The sequence below is a fragment of the Vibrio sp. DNB22_10_4 genome (genome assembly GCF_052879755.1).
Genome location: NZ_JBNNXW010000001.1, coordinates 520,576 through 539,024 on the forward strand (window position 1 = coordinate 520,576; position 18,449 = coordinate 539,024).

Sequence of the window (18,449 nt, forward strand, 5' to 3'; positions counted from 1 at the left end):
CTCTATTTTTGTGGGGCTATTACTTTTAGCATATTCTGAAATTAAGTCTCACGAGCTTTCAATGGATTACATTGAAGACAATATTGAAATGCTTTCGTTTTTTGTATTGTTCATTTCCTTCTTTTTCTTCTTGCTAATTGGTATGCCTATTGCTGTCGGATTAGGTATAGCGGGGTTAATGACGCTTAGCTTACAAATGAATTTTTCAGAGTTAGTAAGTACTACTGGCGAGACACTTTTTGCATCTCTAAATAACTTTGGGTTCCTAGCTTTACCTTTTTTCATCCTAGCAGGAAATATAATGAATCAAGGTGGTATTGCGAGAAGGCTGATTAACTTTGCAATGCTAATCGGCAGGAGGATTCCAGGGAGCCTATGGCAAACTAACATTGTTGCCAATATGTTGTTTGGTTCACTTTCTGGTTCAGCCATTGCTGCTTCAACTGCTATTGGTGGTATAATTACTCCAATGGCAAAAGAAAAGAAATATGACATGCCATTTAGTACGGCTGTCAATGCTGCGTCTTCAATTTCGGGAATGCTTATTCCTCCTACTGGTGTGTTCATTGTATACTCTTTGATTACTGGTGGTGGCGCTTCCATTGCTGCATTGTTTGTAGCAGGTTATATTCCAGGGATTATCATTGGTTTAAGTGTAATGATTGTCGCATATGGTTATGCGAAGAAAAATAACTACCCAGTATCTAAAGCGTCTATTGACCACAAGGCTTTCTTGAATGTTCTTTGGGGTGCTTTACCAAGCTTAATGCTAATTTTTATTGTTATTGGTGGAATCATTGGGGGTGTTTTTACCGCTATTGAAGCATCTGGTATAGCAGTAGCGTATAGCCTTTTATTGTCTGTGTTGTATAAGACAATAAACTGGAAGAGCTTAATGACAACTCTCTATGATTCAGCCATTAGCTCTGCAGTTATTCTGTTTCTAATAGCTTGCTCTAGTGTCATGAGCTGGAGTATGACTTTTGCGTTTATTCCAGATACTGTAGCGGAAATGTTAATAAGCTTTAGCGACAATAAATATGTTATTTTGGCACTAATTAATATCACACTATTAATTGTTGGTGTGTTCATGGATATGTCGCCTGCGTTGTTAATATTTACACCAATTTTATATCCGATTGTTACTGGGTTGGGTGTTGATCCAGTGCATTTTGGCGTAATAATGGTTTATAATCTATCTATGGGTGTAGTGACACCTCCTGTTGGGACGGTATTATTTGTCTCATGTGGAATTACTGGTGAGAAAATTACAAGTGTAATTAAGCCTTTGCTACCAATTTTCTCAGTTCAAATTATTGGTTTGATGCTGATTACCTACTTCCCAGTATTGTCATTAGCACTACCTAGACTCTTCGGGCTAAGCTAAATGTTAGAAACCCTTTTAATAAAAGTGTGATTCATACAAGAATAGATTATTAAAAATTAGTAAATTATATGCTTGAGCTGCTAGTTACTTATTATGAAACGTACAGCTCTCTTATGATTAGGGTACTGGTGGAGCCTGGTTTGACATGAAAGCACGTTCACTAGAGAGTGCTGTCCGACCTATATAAGGGATCATTCCGTTCGCGTTGGGTGGTGGTGAATTTTAGTATTGGTATCAAGAGCCGACTATTACCATAGACAACCAAGGTCATCGGTACCTTTTCTTCTTGCAAAGCTAAAGTTTAGCAAGCACACGTTGATGAGCGAGTTTAAATTATTGTGTAAGTAGTATTTTAAGTGGTTGCGTAATATATTAACCAGTTATTAAACCAGCTTTCTAGTAGCTGGTTTTCTTCCATTAGTAGACCTTGGTTTGAACATTAAGGTTAACGAGAGTGTTTTCACTGTTTAATGCTATTTTGAGTAACTTAGCTTCCTATAGGCATGTTAACTTGGCAACCATTAGAGCTACTTCGTACCTGATAGGTAAGGTTAAAACTTCAATATTTGTTGGTGAGCCATACCGTTTTTCGATAGGATCTCAGTACACAAAAAAAACGCCAAGACAATCGGTCTTGGCGTCAAAGATAGTAATCGTAAACTCGGGAGGGCTGAGTCTCCCACGCTCTACAATCTCAAATATCCCTTTAGCTACTTTCCTGTAGCGATGTTGTGATCATATATTCATCATCTCGATGGAAACACTAGCCTAAAGTGGTAAACACATCGTCAACGGTGCAATCTGATATTCCATTTTTATTGGCCTTGTGAAGCCATTTTCGCGAGTACACATTTCAATGTGCCGTAGTCGTATTGCTGTTCAAAGTGCTCGAATAGTGGCTTGATGGCCTGCTGTGTTAGTGAATCAAATGCTATAGCTTGCTGTGTAATTGCTTGGATCTCTTCGTCGCTCAAAGCGATCACGCTGTTTAACTCACAGGCGTTCAGCTCTATGGCTTGAGCTAAATGAGACATGATCGTCGTTGCTTTTAGCCCGCGTTCATTCGCTATGTCTTCAACGGTAAAGCCTTTGTTAAGAAGCCCAAGAGACTCAAGTTCGGTATCTGATAGCTGCTTTTCGGCTTCGGATTTAGGCTCAATAGCAGCGATAAAGGCATCGCCGTATTTCTCTATTTTAACTTCACCAAAACCTGGGATAGTCGAAAGTTCATCGAGGGTTTGCGGGCGCACGCTGGAGAGAGATTCCAACGTTGCATCATGACAAATCATGTAAGCCGGTACCGATTGCTGATTGGCTAGTTCTGCGCGAACTTCGCGAAGCTTTTCAAACTGCGGCATGTCGGCTGCGGACAAAGTGCCAGAGCTTTTCTTTTTCGCGCCTTTCGCCGCTTTTTTCGAGACTCGCAGTTTGCGAAGTTCGATGGGCTGCTCGCCTTTGAGATAAGGACGGCACAACTCGGTAAGCTGCAAACTGCCGTGTTCACCGTGCACCTCGAGAAGGTTCATGGCGAGCAGTTGACGAAATACCCCTTGCCACTCTTTAGCGGAAAGGTCGTTGCCAATACCAAATGTAGACAGGGTATCGTGTTGGTTTTGGGTAATTCGACTGTCTGCTTTACCCAAGAGAATGTTGACTAAGTAGCTCACACCAAACCGCTGGCCGGTTCGATATACAGTAGAAAGAGCCTTCTGTGTCGCTTGTAAGCCATCCCAGGTTTCGGGTGGTGTTAGGCAGTTATCACAGTTACCGCAAGGTTTTGATAGCGTTTCGCCAAAGTAGGCGAGTAGAGATTGGCGGCGGCAAGTGGCCAAATCACAATAGCCGAGTAGTCGATTCAGCTTTTGAATGGATACGCGCTTATATTGCTCCGCACCTTCGGAGTTTTGCACCATTTGCCTTTGTAGAACCATGTCTTGCATGCCAAAACTCATCCAAGCATTGGCAGGCATGCCATCGCGTCCGGCGCGGCCTGTTTCCTGGTAATAGGCCTCAATACTTTTTGGCAGGCTTAAATGCGCCACAAACCGAACATCGGGCTTATCAATCCCCATTCCAAATGCGATGGTGGCGACGACGATGATGCCGTCTTCGCTCAAAAAGCGGCGCTGATGATTGGCGCGTTGGTCACTCGATAGTCCCGCATGGTAAGGCAAAGCAGTTTTGCCCATGTCACATAGCCACTGCGCTGTCTCTTCCACTTTCTTACGCGATAGACAATAGACAATACCGGCATCATCTTGATGATGAGTATCGATAAAGCGCCATAGCTCTTGTTTGGCATTGCCAAGGTCGGAGACGTAGTAAGTGATATTAGGGCGATCAAAGCTGTGAACATACACATCGGCTTGCTCGAGCGCTAACTGTGCGATGATCTCCTCGCGTGTTTTTAGATCGGCGGTTGCGGTGAGCGCAATTCTTGGCACGGTAGGAAAGCGCTGTTTGAGCACGCTGAGCTGTTGATACTCTGGGCGAAAGTCATGACCCCACTGGCTTACACAGTGCGCTTCATCAATAGCAAATAGTGACAGGCTTGATTGTTCCAACAAACGAAGCGTCTTCTCCATTAACAGTCGCTCAGGTGCGACATACAGGATCTGGATGTCACCGGTGAGTACTTGCTGTTCTACGACTTGCTGATCGTACGGGCTCAATGTTGAGTTGAGATAAGCAGCACGAACGCCAACTTGGTGGAGAGCGTCGACTTGATCTTGCATCAGTGCGATAAGTGGAGACACCACAACGCCAACGCCCTGCCTCAGAATAGCCGGTATTTGATAACAAATAGATTTACCGCCGCCAGTTGGCATTAGTGTCAGCACATCATTTCCCGACATCAACGAGTCGATAATGTCCGCTTGTTGATGACGAAAATTATCGTAACCAAAAAGAGATTTCAGCAGTTCATTGGGAGTGAAAGGGGTCGCGGTCGGAGTGTTCGGCATCATAGAAGCTTTGGATTTATCGCAGAGTGGGAAGACAGCGTGAGAGTGTGTCAGGAGCAGAGTGGGTTTTCAAGCATTCATCGAGATAATGCGCGGTCATACTCAATGTGGTTGTGGAACTATGTCGTGAGAGTTGTACGACTTGAGGTCAGTCTTGTTGTTACAAGGCTTTTTCAAGATGCAGTGAGTAATTGGGAGTGGGGAAGTAGCGAGAGAAAGTCGGGCTTAGCTTGGCATATAAGCCCGACCTATACGGAGCTTTGGAATACTGTGCGTTTCCATCGCTTTTGCTGCCTTTTGCTAAAAGTGCAAAGAGGTAACAATTTGTTAGACACAAGGCAGAAGAAAAGTTCCGCTACCTTGCATCTGAAGGCTTATAAAAGCTTATAGACCTTTGATGTTCTCAACTTCAAGCTCGTTGAAGTAGCGAACTGTCTTCACTTTTAGCTCTTGTTGAGCAGCATCGTCAGCAACGATGATTGCTTTAGAGTGCATTTGTAGCGCAGTCACTGTCCACATGTGGTTTACAGAGCCTTCTACAGCCATTTGTAGAGCTTGAGCTTTGTTGTGACCCATAGTTAGGATCATCACTTCTTCTGCGTCTAGCAATGTTGCAACACCAATAGTTAGTGCGTATTTAGGCACTTGGTTGATGTCGTTGTCGAAGAAACGAGAGTTTGCGATGCGCGTGTCTTCTGTCAGTGTCTTGATACGAGTACGAGAGTTTAGAGATGAACCTGGTTCGTTGAACGCGATGTGACCATCGATGCCTACGCCACCCATGAACAGGTTGATCTTGCCGTATGAACGGATTTTCTCTTCGTATGCCGCACAGTGTGCGTCGATATCGTCTGCAAGACCGTCAAGAAGGTTGATGTTTTCTTCTTGGATATCAACGTGGTTGAAGAAGTTGTTGTACATGAAAGAGCGGTATGACTCTGGGTGCTCTGGGTCAATACCTACGTACTCATCCATGTTGAACGTCACAACGTGTTTAAAGCTTACTTCGCCCGCTTTGTGCAGAGCGATAAGTGCTTTGTACGTTGAAAGAGGCGTTCCACCAGTCGGTAGACCCAAAACAAACGGCTTTTCTGCTGTCGGTTTGAAAGCGTTGATACGCTCAACGATGTGGCGAGCAGCCCATTTACCTACTTGTTCTGCGTTCTGTAATGGAATAAGTCTCATGTTGATCCCCTAATAAAAGAATTTAATGTGTTCTGAAACATTAATTCGCATTATAAAAAAAGTTTTTCGACACGGCTATTACTTTTCTGTGAATTTTCGTTTTTTTCTTGATCGGGATCGCCTTTTGCCATTGGTGTTGAGTGTTTGTTAACAGATGGTGCTTTTTTAACAAGAAAAATTTTCAACAGAAAATAAAGGACAAGTTTGGGGTGTTTAGAGAGGGGAACTTGGCGGCAACACCTGAAGAGCTTAGAGAGTTGGGCAGGAAGTGCCTGCCCAATCCACTGGCTAGATCGCTTGACCGTTAGCGGTAACAGCAACGTCGACGTTGCCACGCAGTGCGTTCGAGTATGGGCAAACTTGGTGCGCGACACGAACCAGTTCTAGCGCTGCGGCATCATCCATATCCAAAGTCACATCCAGAGCGACATCAAGAACAAACCCACCATGCTCATTGGCCTTTAATGCGACCGTTGCTTTGGTCGGTGCTTGTTTTACGGCTAGTTTCTGCTGCTGAGCGACATGAAGAATGGCATTAGAAAAACACGCTGAGTAACCTGCCGCAAAGAGCTGCTCCGGGTTAGTTGCAGCGCCAGTTCCACCTAGCTCTTTTGGATAAGAAAGCGCAAGATCGAGCAAGCCATCGTCCGTTGATACTTGACCATTGCGACCGGCGATTGCAGTTGCTGAAGTAGAGTAAAGTGCTGACATAAGTTCATCCTTCTATCGTTTTTAATTGCGTAAAATTAGGTTGTGCGCTAACTATATTGTTAAAGTTGGATGATTGCAAGTATATTGTGCACAACTTAATTCACTCGCGCGGCCAAATATGAAATTAGATAGTCCAGAAGCCTTAGATTTAGACAAGCAAGTTTGTTTCGCACTTTACAGTGCTAGCAATGCAGTGACTCGTGCCTATCGGCCAATTCTTGAACAAGTCGATCTCACTTATCTGCAATACATGACGATGTTGGTACTTTGGAAACAAGCGCCTATGAATGTCAAAGATATCGGGGCAGAATTGAAGCTCGATTCCGGTACACTAACGCCGTTGCTTAAACGCCTAGAGCAAAAAGGTTTGGTGGAGCGTAAGCGCAGTGAGTCCGACGAGCGTGCTCGAATGATTTTTGTCACTGAGCAGGGCAATGCACTTCGCGAGAAAGCAATGTCGATACCCGGAGCGATTGCTTGTAAAGCCAAGCTCGATCCAGAGGAGGCAATGGTGCTCAAACGGATTTGTGAGCGACTAACAGACAATTTGATGGATTAACATAAATGGATATTGAAGGACTCAATCGAGTCGGGTTTAAACATTTACTGGCGCTGCATGTGATGCTAGATACGTGCAACGTGACCAAAACGGCAGAACTACTTTCTGTTACTCCTTCTAGCGTAAGTAAAACCATTACTCAGTTACGCGACATTCTTGATGATGAGCTGTTTTTTAGAGATGGCACGTCATTAACGCCTACGCTCTATGCTGTAGAGATCGCACCACTCGTACATTCAATGCTAGCGAGTATGAATGGTTTGCTTAATCAAGCCCGCTTTGAGCCGCAAGTGTTTGAAGGTCGCTTTAGTTTATCAATGCGCGAAAGTACGTTTGAACTGTTTGCTAAACCACTGGCAAAGCTGACGACTGAGCTCACGCCAAAAGCTAAGCTCAATATTATGACCAAGGCGAAATTCGGCTTTGGGGCACTTCATAGTGGACAAGTGGATTTCATTATCTTGCCACACGATGTTAGTCAGCCACCGACTAATACCAAGGAGCTGGTGTGGGAAGTCGTGCTTGAGGATGAGTTGGTGTGTTTGATGTCACCTGACCACCCATTAGCGGAGGTTGATCTAACGATTGAGCATTACCTTAACAGTCAGCATATTGGCATTGCTGAGTCGGAGTTGAGTCGTCCGTACTTTGAACAGACGCTTAGACAGCAGCACGGTATTCGCGATGTGAAAATGATTGTGCCTGATTTTGGCGCCGCAGCGGTGATGTGTCATCAGTCGGAGTTACTGTTTACTTGTTCAAAACAGTGGGCTGACGTCGCCAGCCAAGCGAAGGGATTGACGGTAAAATCTCTGCCATTTGAATATGGCAAAGTAGCTTATAGCGTTGTTTGGAATCGAGCAGCGATCAACGATCCTGCTATTCAGTGGCTTTGCTGTTATTTGCGTGATTTACGCGTCTAGTTGAATTAATACCGCCTTGATTTAAGTGCTTAATGGATTGGCGTATCTAGCAAATCGTAAGTTGCATATCAGGCTAGCTTCTTGTAGCCTGAAATTTCATCAAAAAGGTTATTTATGCATCACACGATTTCTTACCTCTGGCTCACACTCTCTATGCCTGTAGCTCGGTAGGATCCCCTGTGCCTGGCTACGAGTTGATTGTAGCCAGAATCGCACCTTCATTCTCGTAGCCCAAAATTAAAAAAGGAACGAGAATGAACTCAAGGACACACATCGCTCATCACGACAAAAAGCAGCAAGTTCAGGGATTAGTATACGCGTTAGTCGGTACCGCACTTTTTTCAATCAAACCGATTTTCATCAAAATAGCCTATCAATATGGTGGCGATGCGACGGCCATTATGTCGCTTCGCGCACTGAGTTCATTACCCTTTTACCTCATCGTGTTGTGTTTGCTGTGCCGGGATGGGCAAAAGCGTTCACTGGTGCGTCAACATGGTTGGCAAGCGGCACTCGTTGGCATCCTCGGCTACTACGTAGCGAGCTTTTTGGACATTGCAGCACTGGCCTATATTAGTGCTCAGCTGGAGAGATTGCTGATTTTCTTGTTCCCAAGTTTTGTCGTGTTGCTGAGTTGGCTGTGCCTTGGTCAGCGACCTACGCGTAATGTTGTGCATGCGGTTGTCCTGGGGTATTTAGGGATTGTCGCCATCTTGTTACATGATGTTCAATCATTGGGTAATGAAGTTTGGAAGGGTAGCGGCTTGGCTATCGCATCCGCGTTTATTTTTGCCATCTATCTAATGCTGAGTAAAAGTATTATTGGCAAGATGGGCAGCGAGCTATTTACCAGTATTGGTATGGGAAGTGCTGGTGTTGCCATTCTGATCCAACTTGCTGTCTCTTCTGCGTCGATGAGCAGTTGGTCATTTGAACTTGTCGTGCTTGGTGTTTTACTGGGGATTTTCTGTACTGTGTTGCCGTCTTATTTTGTCGCAGCGGGTATGGCACGCTTAACCGCGACAGAGCTGAGTATTACCTCGAACATTGGCCCTGGTGTTACGGCTATTATGGCCGTATTGGTGCTGTCTGAGGCGTTCACTGTGTATCATTTTGTTGGGTTGTGCTTGGTGACCTTGTCGGTATATTGGATGAAAAAGCCAACGAAGTAGCCCTGAGTAGGGGGATGATGCCGCAACTGTCTGTGGCATCATCATATTATTGCAGGGCTATTTCCAAGCGCTACCAAACTGGATATACGTTGTCCACTCTTCAGGGCCTTTCGCTACATCCACACCCACACGCAAACCTAATTGACGAGCAATGAGGTAGCGGAAACCTCCACCACGGGTATAGTGGAGCTGACTTTTGGCAATGCTTTCATCGTGGTTAAAGGCCGTTGCTGCGCCCACGAAACCAAGTACTGTCCAACGCTCGTCAATATCGTAGCTTAGCTCTACCTCACCTAATGCGGTATTGTCCGCTTGATAACGCATTGCAGCAATCCCCCGCATTTCGATGTAAGGTCTGGCGTAGATGGATGCAGGGAACTCGACATTATCTGAAATCGACTTTACATCACCTCGTACGCCGAGTCCCCAGTTTTGAGATAGGCGAGTATGATGCTGCGCATAGGCGTTGTATTTTTGATAATCGAATTGTCCACCAAACGCTTTGCGGTGGTAATCGACTTTTAGACCCGCTTTGGTGCCTTGTTGGGGTGAAAATTGGTTGTTACGTGTGTCATACATAACTCTCCAGCCGAGGCGTCCATCTTTCGAGTGTAAAAGTGGATCGCTTATCCCATCAAGTGTTGGCTTCGAAGACATATAGCTGTATGCACCGCCAATAAAGAAGTCTGAATCACCGATACGAACGTCCATTTCTTGGAAGAAGTAGACGCCTTCGAGGCTAAGATCAACCGATCCTAATGATGCCATTGGATAGTATTTGAGGTTGAACTTGGCACCAAATAAGCCACCTAAATATCGGATACGATCGTTCATCCAGTTGCCATAGTGGAAGCCACCATAAAGTTGGCTGCCGTTATTGGTACCCAGAGCCATCAATCCGGATGTACTGGCAGGAATGTCTTTTACTTCCTCACCAGCAAGACGCTTTTGTTTGCGCTCTTCTGATTCGTGAAAGAATAGTAGTGCTGCACCGCCACCGACGCCAACGGCAGGGTCGGTAACTGTTAATGGCATGGGTAGAAAACCGACGGCATTATCGAGAATAAACTGACTGCCATCCAGTCGTCCGTCTTTAGGGTCAATGAAGTTATCCATCATGCCTGCATGAAGGCCGGTGCTGCTCAATAGAGCGGTAACAAGGAGAGATAGCGGAAGTGATCTATTATTATTTATCATACATCTAACAATTCAATAGTGTTTAGGTAAAAGTGCTCCCTGCGATTTTTCCAATTATATCGGTATATTAACGTCATATTTGTCAGCGTTCGAGCATTTTACTAGCAATGATAGCCCATCGAACGTTGCTATCTAATGGCTATTCGAATAGGTTGTGTTGGCTTATTAGGTAGTTTGCTCTAATGGGGTGACGTTGGTGGAAAACACGAATGAATGCCATCTGATAGCTGAGTTTTGTCTATTCACGTTTTCTATGAAATAAAAGTATTCCAGAGAACAAAATTGCGATAATGTGCGCACATTTCATATTAGGGTGATGGTGACAATGCTGCGCCGATTTCATGATCTTTCTCAGACCTCAAAAGGGGTTGTTGCCTCAATTTTAGCTTCTTGCCTTTTTGGCTTACTGCCGCTTTATGTGCAGTTTCAACCGGACCTTGGCGCGTTCAAGGTGAGTGGTGGTGAGGGGCACTGGGTGGCTGCACAGCGAGTAACGTGGAGTGCAGGACTCATGATGGTCATTCTTGTCGTGACGGGGCGTATTCGTCAATTTTGGCAGGCATTCAGGCAAACACGGTTGTGGCATCGCTATTTATTATCGGCGCTGCTCGTTGCCCCCCAATACTGGGTATTTGTTTGGGCACCCTTGTACGGTGAGACGCTGTCTGTCGCACTAGGGTATTTCACCTTACCTCTGGTGCTGGTGGTTGTCGGTAAATTCGTCTACGGAGATTCGTTGTCACGACTGCAATTGCTTGCTTGTGGCTTAGCTGCCATTGGTGTCGGCTATGCGTATGTGATGGCTGAGGGTCTATCGTGGATTGTATTGCTGATTGCTTTGGGGTATCCAATCTACTTTATTCATCGCAAGACTTTAGCTGTTTCGAGTGACGTTGGCTTTACCCTCGACAATGTATTTTTGTTGCCGCTAACTTTCTTTGCGATTTTCTATCTGTTACCTGTAGAGCAAATCCAAGCGTTGCCGGCTGTGAGCTGGTTGTACTACCTTGGCCTCGCGGTTGCTGGTGCAGTGCCTATGCTGCTATTTCTATACGCGTCGCAGTCGCTTCCAATGTCCTTGTTTGGTTTACTAGGTTATGTTGAGCCTGTCTTAGTGTTTGCCGTTGGACTGCTGCTTGGCGAACGCGTCGACCCTTCGGACATGCCAACTTATGTACTGGTGATGATGGCGCTATTCGTTCTCGCACTTGACGGAGTGAAACGAGCCAGAACGCACGGCGCCGTTTAAACCGGGGGCGGAATCTTTACATAACGGAATCGAGACGGCCGAGAGGCACTTCAAGGGTATTTTGACCGTGTTTAATCGGACTACCCACCATTTCATCATAAGCGCTGTCTTGTCTTAGAACGACTTCCTTTGCAGAGAGGTTTTGACAAAGGCGGCGCATGTCCACCACGTTGTGCGCGCGAAGCAGCGATCCATTATCATGGGTGACGTAGTGCTCCTCACCGTCCAGTATCACTGACGCTTGGTAAAGTGACATCTCTAACGAATGTATGACTAGCTTGTCAAATTGGGCGTATTGTTCCAGTGTGCTTATCTTAGTATTCATCGCGCGTCTCCATTGTTGCCCTAGCTGGGTTTGTTTAAAACGAATCAATGACAAACTTGTACGGCAGGTATCAGATAAGCGGTTAAATATTACGCAGTAAAAGTGTGGGTTTTATAGAGTCATTTGGTGAGTTTACAATGTAAAAGTCAGGCAGGGTGGTGCTACCTGACTTGGTATCAGTTAGAGAAGAAATTACATTGCAGCTGCAAAGATCGCTTCAATTTCCTCTTGGCTTGCTTGACGAGGGTTCGTCATACAGCACACGTCTTCCAACGCACTCTCGGCAAGCTTAGTAATGTCTTCCGCTTTTACACCTAGCTCTTTAAGGGTGGCGGGAATGCCTACTTTACTTGATAGATCTTCCATAGCTTCAATCGCAAGCTGCGCCGCTTGTTCAGTACTCAAGCCTGATGTGTCTTTGCCCATCGCTTTGGCAATATCAGCAAACTTGGCAGGGTTGGCACTGGCATTGAAACGTTGCACGTGTGGCAGCAATACGGCATTACAAACTCCGTGCGGCAGGTGATACGTGGCACCAAGTTGATGTGCCATTGCATGAACATAGCCAAGCAGAGCGTTGTTGAATGCCATACCCGCCATAAACTGAGCGTAGGCCATTTGCTCACGAGCTTCGATATTATCACCGTCAGTGACACAGGTAGGCAGGTGTTTGGTGATCATCTCAATCGCTTTAAGCGCCACCGTATCTGTGATTGGGTTTGCTGCAATTGAAACATAAGCCTCGATAGCGTGAGTCAGTGCGTCCATGCCGGTTGCTGCAGTGAGTGAGCTTGGCATCGCGAGCATCAGGTTAGGATCGTTAACTGAAATCAGTGGCGTGACTTTTTGATCCACAATCGCCATCTTGATCTGTCTTTCTTCATCGGTGATCACACTGAACATTGTCATTTCAGATGCTGTACCCGCCGTTGTGTTGATAGACATGAGTGGGAATGGAGCGAGTGTCGCTTTGTTAATGCCTTCGTAGTCTGTGATTTTTCCGCCATTGGTGGCGACAAGCGCAATGCCTTTCGCACAGTCGTGTGGTGAACCACCACCAACCGATAAGATTAAATCACAGCCTTCATCTGTTAGGACTTCGAGGCCAGCTTCGACATTTTGAATAGTAGGGTTGGGTTGAGTTCCATCATAGATAGCAGATGCGATCTGACGATCGTCGAGTTTTTTTGTAATTTGAGCGACAAGGCCAATTTGATTCAATACAGCATCCGTTACGATGAGTGTTTTTGTGAATCCCTGTTGCTGGATAATATCCAATGCTTTGTCTAGACACTCTTTTCCTAACAAGTTGGTCGATGGAAGGATAATAGTACTGCTCATTTGAATGCTCCTTGCTATTCGTCATGATGAATATAATGGCGGTAAGCTAACATGAGCATTTAATGAGAAGTATGATGTAAATCAATAGGTAACGTGGCGTTTAAGAATTAAACGATATCAATATTAATGTTTTAAAACATGGCGTTAGATGTAATGTGCGCGTTGAGATATTGGCATATTAATCAGTTAAGCACTCTACGTATTAAACTTTTGAATGGTTAATGAGCGTTCATTTCACCAAGCGTTATCTTCGATAGCTGAGAGTTTACCCGCAAAGACTCGTTAATGATTAACCTAGGGTCATCAAGGCCGATACCTTGCTCAATGGAGTTATGTGCTTTGTTTGAGAGTGATTTGAGCAGCTCAATTGACAGTGAAATATCGCTTTCCGAGCCTTTAAAACTGCTGAGCGATTGGAGGCTAAACAGCTGCTCGGTAAGTTTACTGACGGCGGATTCGAGATCATAGGCTTCTTCGCTAAGTCTGATATTCGGTTTAAAGCGTTCCAGCTGCCGTATGGTAGAGATAAGCGTTTCTTGAAGGGTGAGTGGATCCATGCTTCTTCCTTGTGCATAAAGTTTCATTTGTGCATTGGTTTATACTGGAACAGTATGCTGTAAAGTCGAGCTTGTTTTTAAAAAATGAGACATGGATCATTAATCGGTTTAGGAGCGTTGCATTGAAGCCGTTGTCGAAGCGCTCAGTCCTCTAAACTAACCCTTTAAGCTTTGCCAGTCCCCACGCTGCCGTTGTCACTACATCTTGGATCTCTTCGTCAATGAGCATGCGCTCAAATTCAACAATAGTAAATTCACCTGCGATGAGATCTTCTTCTTCACTGTCGTGGCTCGGCTCACCTTGGGTTAAGTCGGTTGCGAGATAGATATGACAGGTTTGATTAAGGAACCCATAGGCGATGAATTGCTTGCCAACATAGGTCATAGAGCCAGCGATAAGGCCGGTTTCCTCTTGCAGTTCGCCTTTTGCAAGAGATAAATGACTCGCATCCGGATTAGACTCCCATGCCCCTTGCGGCAGTTCCCAAAAAGTTTCGCTGACAGCGTAACGATATTGCTGGACCAGATGAATATTGCCGTTGTCGATAGCAATGATCACTGCGCAATCGGGTTTGTCGACAACACCGTAGATCCCTTGGTTACCACTTTTACGTTCGATTTTGTCTTCACGAACAGACATCCAAGGATTTTGATAGACGACGGTTGAATCTAAGGTTTTTATGGTCATAGCTAGCTGAATAGTTGGCAAAACATATGGTCAGCTTACCTCAGTTTTTCAATCTATCCTATGCTATTTAGTGAATAACAACTAAAAGGGCTAGGATGATGAAAATAGGGTTGAAACGAGCTGCGGTAACAATGTTTGCCGTTATGGCTTGTTGGGTAAATGCACAGGAGCGATTTCCGCTTGCACCGCCTGATACCAGTACACCAAAGCAAACTTACGAAAGTTATATAGTGGCGGTGACACAGGCGAATAAAGAGTTGGGAATCATTTATCGTGACTTGTCTAATGTAACTGAGTCCCAGCGTCAAATGATCAGTTCTTCTTTTGAACGAGCTTCGCTAACGTTTGACTTATCTCAAGTGTCTGCCTCGAGTCAAAATCGTGTGGCAATTGAGTCTGTCATGCTGCTAAAAGAGGTGCTCGATCGTGTACCTCCTTTCGATACGAGCACTATTCCTAACAACACGGACGTTGAGCGTTGGACAGTGCCGAATACGAGTATTTATATCGTTAAGCAGCCTTCAGGCCAGTATCAGTTCTCAAGCGAGACCGTCGAACACTTGCATAGTTTTTATCGCTTAGTGAGCCATCTACCTTCCAACATTCAAGCCTCACCCGATTACTATGAATACTATTCTCTAAGTGCAGGTCGCTTAATACCCCCACCATGGTTTGCATTCATCGATGCGATGCCAGAGCAGATGATGGTTGAATTTGGTGATCAGGCGATATGGCAATGGGTCGCGCTGATTCTGCTGGTATTTGTGTTGGCATTTTATGCCTATTGGGTGTACCAAAAGGTTGAACATGTACTGCTAAAACCTGTCCTCATGGCGCTTGGGTTATTTGTATTTGATTGGACGGCAGACTATCAGCTCAACCTGACCGGCACATTGATGACAACTCTAAATACGATCGGTGAGCTGATGTTCTGGCCGCTCATCGCCCAAACTGCTTATTTGCTTGGTGCGTCGTGCTGCCGTTGGTTGATGGTAGGACAGCGAATCAATACGGGTCTAAAGAAAAGCCTGGCGCAGATCACGGGAACCTTAGCTGGCAGCTTTTGCGCTGTTTGTGTTATTGGATATGGTCTGCATCGCTTGGGGGTACCGGTATATGGCATTGTTACCGGACTTAGCTTAGGCGGTATGGCGATTGCGCTTGCGATTCGACCTACTATGGAGAACCTGATTGGTGGCGTAATCATGTTTATGGATAAATCATTGTCGGTGGGAGACTTTTGCTCGGTAGGCAGTGTTTCCGGTGTGGTGGAGCAGATTGGAGTGCGCTCTACACGAATCCGAGCCAAAGATCGCACTTTGATCACCATCTCTAATGGCGATGTGGTGAAGATGCAAATTACCAATTTTAGTCGTCGAGATCGCTATCCATTTTTAGTCAAATTAGGCCTGCGCTATGAAACGCCAATGGAGACCATGGTGGCGGTGACTCGCGACATTCGAGAGTTTTTAGCACAGCACCCTAGGGTCTTAGCGTCACCGCTTCGGGTTCACTTCTCCTCGTTTAGTGACTACAGCTTAGACATTGATGTGTTCGCCCACATCGATACTCGCGACAGGGAAGATTTTCTCAATACGCAACAAGAGCTGCTGATGGAAATTAATCGCGTGATTGATGAGCATGGTGCTGAGTTTGCGTTCCCTTCGACGACGACCTACCTAAATCCCGACAGTCTTACGCAAGCGCCAACATCGCTTAAATTAGCGGGTGATGGGCAAGGCTAAGGCAACGAGTTTTCTCGCCTTATCTTTAGCAACAGTTTATCGGGTTAAAACACAAATCAGTGCTAGCACCTAAGCACTGATTTTGTTACAACAGTGGCCATAAATTCCATGCTAGATATTCGCGAATCTGGCTGGGCACCTCACCAATAGCAACAAGTATAAAAAGGACATCAACGTGGCACAGTCTCTTCAGTTTGAAAAGTTCGTCGATTTAGATTTTGATTTAGCGGAATGCCCGCGCTGGGATTGGCGCACCGAGTCGTGGATGTGGGTGAACATCTGTGACGGAGAGCTTTGGCGTCACAAAGATGGCGTGAGTGAAAAACGTGAGTTTAACGACATGTTGGGTTGCTTTGCATTGCATGGTGAGCAAGGCTTTATCGTGGCGCTTAAATCCGGTATGTACCACATCCAAGATTGGGATGCAGAGATGACGTCGCTAGCGCCATTGGTCTCTGAATTTCCACGTATGCGCTATAACGACGGCCGCGGTGCGCCAGGTGGACGCTTTATTGCTGGTACTCGAAATGGTGCAAAAGAGGGTGACCAAGGTCAGTTCCATCAGCTACACCTAGATGGCACTATCGAAGCACTACCTATGTTTGCGTGGACGTGTAACGGTCTGGCATTTTCTCCAGATGGCCAATGGTTATATTGGGCAGACACTGGCACAAGCAAAGTTTTCAAGCACAGTTATGATGTAAGCACGGGTCAATACGGTGAGCAGCAGCTGCACTGTGACTTAACCGATTACAATGGCCGCCCAGATGGCGCAAGTGTCGATGTGGATGGTAACTATTGGGTTGCGATGTACGCGGGTCAATCTATCGTCAAGATTTCTCCAACCGGTGAGGTACTTGAGGTGATTGATGTCCCTTCAGAAAACCCAACTATGGTTGGCTTTGGTGGCGAAGAAATGCGTGACCTAATTGTGACATCGGCAGAAGGTAGTAACGAGAAAGGCAAACTTTTGATTGCTAAGAATGTAGCGCAAGGCTTGAAAGAAGATCTCGTTAAAGTGGTGATTAGTTAATCACTTACTTTTTAATAGTGATGAAAGCGGAGCCCACAGCTCCGCTTTAACATGTCATCGAAAGCGTGTAGTGTGACGCGCGATTCATATCGCTTAGCTCGTCTTCAGTAATGTATTTTTTGGCAACCACATTACCCGCCACGACAAGGTGGGATATATAATCACGACACGACGTGGTTGGCATATTACCCCACATAAAATCGGCTTTGGTCGCATCGGAAAATTCGATATTCAGCACGATGGATTGCTCCTCGCACCTCAAGTCATACACGTTGATTTCGCACTGCTGCATACTACTTCCCCCAAATTTCACTAACCGTTACTCAAAGGCTAACCGTACCACTGTGTGTAGGGAATGCAGTTGAATAGCATGTTATTTAATTTCTCATCATTGCAACATGTTCTTGGTTTTGTTTAACGGTTAAGCTACACATCATTCGTACGGTAAACTTTGAAGCAGTTCAAATAGTGAATTTTTGCCAAGATTCAAAATGCATTTATGGAAGGTTAGTCTCACAAATTATCGGCAAATCATCCTTTTGTGTGAAGAAATGTGAATCAAGATAGCAAGGCGTGCTCACTTGGAGATGTTACAAGTGAGCACGACGAGGGTTATTCTATGATAAGGCGAGCATTGAGTGCTTGTGTCGGTCTTGCGTTCTCTCCCATGGTACTAGACAGACGTTTTAGCTGATTTTTAGGGATGAACTGAGGATCACGTAGTACCAACCAACGCACGCCTTCACTACACGGAGGGGTAGTCAGCGAACCGTTGTAGCGATAGTAGTCTTTTACGCGTGGCAAAAGGTTACCAAGGTTTACCTCTTTCTCCAGCGTGATGGTTTGCGCTTTTGCAGGCAGAGTGTTAACAATACTGTCTAATTGCGCACTCTCTCGCTCACCTTCTCGATACATCACTGCTACCACCGCAAGTTGCCCTTTTTCGTTAGCATGAACAAAATGCGCTTCCAATGGTGCCGATTTACCGTTGATGGTGTTTTCGGAAGGCGTATGGAAGTGAAACTGTTTGAGCTCAAAGTCTTGATCGTCGATACGAAGGGTGTTCTTGCCGCTGACATTGACCTGAATCGTGTGGCCGTTGTTGATGACGTCTTTGACCTGCCCTTGATAGTCAAAAGCAAGGGGCTGTTTTTTGGCGCTGGTGAGTGTATTGGTTTCGATGTCAACGGGACTTTGGTTTTGTCCCTGTTCACAGGTTGCACTGATATTGCCCCATGTCGCCGGGCCATCCCCTTCACCGTACCCCCATTGTGCTGAATATGCAGGAGCGGTCATTGAGATCATAGTACCGATCGCCAATGTAAGTTTTATTGCTGTTTTCATAATTATCCTTAGTTTACTGACGTTTGCGGAAGCTTCCGCTTCCGAAGTCTAGATTAGGACAAAAACGATA

The 18,449-nt window shown here is 45.4% G+C and carries 17 protein-coding genes; 7 read left to right on the plus strand and 10 right to left on the minus strand.

Annotated elements, in window-relative coordinates; genetic code table 11:
- Positions 1-82 precede the first annotated feature (82 nt).
- Positions 83-1,387, plus strand: a complete 1,305-nt coding sequence (locus ACVA6Q_RS02085; RefSeq protein WP_446647160.1) for a TRAP transporter large permease — start codon at positions 83-85, stop codon at positions 1,385-1,387.
- Between the two features lie 815 nt (positions 1,388-2,202).
- Here ACVA6Q_RS02085 and recQ read toward each other — a convergent pair.
- From recQ to ACVA6Q_RS02100, 3 genes are all read right to left on the minus strand, one after another.
- Positions 2,203-4,353 carry a DNA helicase RecQ gene (recQ, locus tag ACVA6Q_RS02090; protein ID WP_446646334.1) on the minus strand — a complete coding sequence of 717 codons (2,151 nt, stop codon included), beginning with the start codon at positions 4,351-4,353 and terminating at the stop codon, positions 2,203-2,205.
- Positions 4,354-4,734: 381 nt separating this feature from the next.
- Positions 4,735-5,535 carry a glucosamine-6-phosphate deaminase gene (gene nagB / locus ACVA6Q_RS02095; RefSeq protein ID WP_112460027.1) on the minus strand — a complete coding sequence of 267 codons (801 nt, stop codon included), beginning with the start codon at positions 5,533-5,535 and terminating at the stop codon, positions 4,735-4,737.
- Between the two features lie 288 nt (positions 5,536-5,823).
- Positions 5,824-6,246, minus strand: coding sequence for an organic hydroperoxide resistance protein (locus ACVA6Q_RS02100; protein ID WP_446646335.1), 423 nt, complete (start codon positions 6,244-6,246; stop codon positions 5,824-5,826).
- A 118-nt stretch (positions 6,247-6,364) separates the two neighbouring features.
- On the opposite strand from ACVA6Q_RS02100, the gene ACVA6Q_RS02105 reads away from it, so the two are divergent.
- The 3 genes from ACVA6Q_RS02105 to ACVA6Q_RS02115 all read left to right on the plus strand — a co-directional run bounded on the left by ACVA6Q_RS02105 (position 6,365) and on the right by ACVA6Q_RS02115 (position 8,900).
- The gene (locus ACVA6Q_RS02105; protein ID WP_353499821.1) at positions 6,365-6,805 is read left to right on the plus strand and encodes a MarR family winged helix-turn-helix transcriptional regulator; all 441 of its coding nucleotides are present in this window, start codon (positions 6,365-6,367) and stop codon (positions 6,803-6,805) included.
- 5 nt (positions 6,806-6,810) lie between these two features.
- A complete protein-coding gene (locus tag ACVA6Q_RS02110; RefSeq protein WP_042494969.1) occupies positions 6,811-7,728 on the plus strand; it encodes a LysR family transcriptional regulator in 918 nt (305 codons plus the stop codon).
- Positions 7,729-7,982: 254 nt separating this feature from the next.
- Positions 7,983-8,900 (plus strand): DMT family transporter, encoded by a 918-nt coding sequence (locus ACVA6Q_RS02115; protein WP_446646336.1) that lies wholly within the window; start codon positions 7,983-7,985, stop codon positions 8,898-8,900.
- 57 nt (positions 8,901-8,957) lie between these two features.
- Here ACVA6Q_RS02115 and ACVA6Q_RS02120 read toward each other — a convergent pair whose 3' ends face one another.
- Entirely contained in the window at positions 8,958-10,097 is a 1,140-nt protein-coding gene (locus ACVA6Q_RS02120) for a glyceraldehyde-3-phosphate dehydrogenase (protein ID WP_446646337.1), read from the minus strand.
- 325 nt (positions 10,098-10,422) lie between these two features.
- On the opposite strand from ACVA6Q_RS02120, the gene rarD reads away from it, so the two are divergent.
- Complete coding sequence (gene rarD / locus ACVA6Q_RS02125; protein WP_446646338.1) at positions 10,423-11,346, plus strand: EamA family transporter RarD; 924 nt, start codon at positions 10,423-10,425, stop codon at positions 11,344-11,346.
- A 16-nt stretch (positions 11,347-11,362) separates the two neighbouring features.
- Here the strand turns inward: rarD and ACVA6Q_RS02130 are convergent, their stop codons facing one another.
- The 4 genes from ACVA6Q_RS02130 to ACVA6Q_RS02145 all read right to left on the minus strand — a co-directional run bounded on the left by ACVA6Q_RS02130 (position 11,363) and on the right by ACVA6Q_RS02145 (position 14,257).
- Positions 11,363-11,671: a DUF6482 family protein gene (locus tag ACVA6Q_RS02130; RefSeq protein WP_353499817.1), complete on the minus strand. Its 309-nt coding sequence runs from the start codon at positions 11,669-11,671 to the stop codon at positions 11,363-11,365.
- A gap of 192 nt (positions 11,672-11,863) precedes the next feature.
- On the minus strand, positions 11,864-13,012 hold the full coding sequence (locus ACVA6Q_RS02135) for an iron-containing alcohol dehydrogenase (protein WP_446646339.1): 1,149 nt from the start codon (positions 13,010-13,012) through the stop codon (positions 11,864-11,866).
- Between the two features lie 218 nt (positions 13,013-13,230).
- Positions 13,231-13,569, minus strand: a complete 339-nt coding sequence (locus ACVA6Q_RS02140; RefSeq protein ID WP_353499815.1) for a hypothetical protein — start codon at positions 13,567-13,569, stop codon at positions 13,231-13,233.
- Between the two features lie 151 nt (positions 13,570-13,720).
- Complete coding sequence (locus ACVA6Q_RS02145) at positions 13,721-14,257, minus strand: NUDIX hydrolase (protein ID WP_353499814.1); 537 nt, start codon at positions 14,255-14,257, stop codon at positions 13,721-13,723.
- Positions 14,258-14,352: 95 nt separating this feature from the next.
- Between ACVA6Q_RS02145 and ACVA6Q_RS02150 the strand changes: the two genes are divergently transcribed.
- Both ACVA6Q_RS02150 and ACVA6Q_RS02155 read left to right on the plus strand, forming a co-directional pair.
- The gene (locus ACVA6Q_RS02150; RefSeq protein WP_446646340.1) at positions 14,353-16,002 is read left to right on the plus strand and encodes a mechanosensitive ion channel family protein; all 1,650 of its coding nucleotides are present in this window, start codon (positions 14,353-14,355) and stop codon (positions 16,000-16,002) included.
- Between the two features lie 175 nt (positions 16,003-16,177).
- Positions 16,178-17,035, plus strand: coding sequence for an SMP-30/gluconolactonase/LRE family protein (locus tag ACVA6Q_RS02155; RefSeq protein ID WP_446646341.1), 858 nt, complete (start codon positions 16,178-16,180; stop codon positions 17,033-17,035).
- 46 nt (positions 17,036-17,081) lie between these two features.
- Here ACVA6Q_RS02155 and ACVA6Q_RS02160 read toward each other — a convergent pair whose 3' ends face one another.
- Both ACVA6Q_RS02160 and ACVA6Q_RS02165 read right to left on the minus strand, forming a co-directional pair.
- Positions 17,082-17,327: a hypothetical protein gene (locus ACVA6Q_RS02160; RefSeq protein ID WP_446646342.1), complete on the minus strand. Its 246-nt coding sequence runs from the start codon at positions 17,325-17,327 to the stop codon at positions 17,082-17,084.
- 320 nt (positions 17,328-17,647) lie between these two features.
- Entirely contained in the window at positions 17,648-18,379 is a 732-nt protein-coding gene (locus ACVA6Q_RS02165; RefSeq protein WP_446646343.1) for a carbonic anhydrase, read from the minus strand.
- Positions 18,380-18,449 lie beyond the last annotated feature (70 nt).

Excerpts from the sequence above, each read along its gene's own strand:
- recQ (WP_446646334.1), bottom strand. The coding sequence starts at position 4,353 with ATGATGCCGAACACTCCGACCGCGACCCCTTTCACTCCCAATGAACTG.
- ACVA6Q_RS02120 (WP_446646337.1), bottom strand. The coding sequence starts at position 10,097 with ATGATAAATAATAATAGATCACTTCCGCTATCTCTCCTTGTTACCGCT.
- ACVA6Q_RS02150 (WP_446646340.1), top strand. The coding sequence starts at position 14,353 with ATGATGAAAATAGGGTTGAAACGAGCTGCGGTAACAATGTTTGCCGTT.
- ACVA6Q_RS02105 (WP_353499821.1), top strand. The coding sequence starts at position 6,365 with ATGAAATTAGATAGTCCAGAAGCCTTAGATTTAGACAAGCAAGTTTGT.
- ACVA6Q_RS02115 (WP_446646336.1), top strand. The coding sequence starts at position 7,983 with ATGAACTCAAGGACACACATCGCTCATCACGACAAAAAGCAGCAAGTT.
- ACVA6Q_RS02100 (WP_446646335.1), bottom strand. The coding sequence starts at position 6,246 with ATGTCAGCACTTTACTCTACTTCAGCAACTGCAATCGCCGGTCGCAAT.
- ACVA6Q_RS02110 (WP_042494969.1), top strand. The coding sequence starts at position 6,811 with ATGGATATTGAAGGACTCAATCGAGTCGGGTTTAAACATTTACTGGCG.
- ACVA6Q_RS02140 (WP_353499815.1), bottom strand. The coding sequence starts at position 13,569 with ATGGATCCACTCACCCTTCAAGAAACGCTTATCTCTACCATACGGCAG.
- ACVA6Q_RS02145 (WP_353499814.1), bottom strand. The coding sequence starts at position 14,257 with ATGACCATAAAAACCTTAGATTCAACCGTCGTCTATCAAAATCCTTGG.
- ACVA6Q_RS02135 (WP_446646339.1), bottom strand. The coding sequence starts at position 13,012 with ATGAGCAGTACTATTATCCTTCCATCGACCAACTTGTTAGGAAAAGAG.
- ACVA6Q_RS02165 (WP_446646343.1), bottom strand. The coding sequence starts at position 18,379 with ATGAAAACAGCAATAAAACTTACATTGGCGATCGGTACTATGATCTCA.
- ACVA6Q_RS02130 (WP_353499817.1), bottom strand. The coding sequence starts at position 11,671 with ATGAATACTAAGATAAGCACACTGGAACAATACGCCCAATTTGACAAG.
- rarD (WP_446646338.1), top strand. The coding sequence starts at position 10,423 with ATGCTGCGCCGATTTCATGATCTTTCTCAGACCTCAAAAGGGGTTGTT.
- nagB (WP_112460027.1), bottom strand. The coding sequence starts at position 5,535 with ATGAGACTTATTCCATTACAGAACGCAGAACAAGTAGGTAAATGGGCT.
- ACVA6Q_RS02160 (WP_446646342.1), bottom strand. The coding sequence starts at position 17,327 with ATGCAGCAGTGCGAAATCAACGTGTATGACTTGAGGTGCGAGGAGCAA.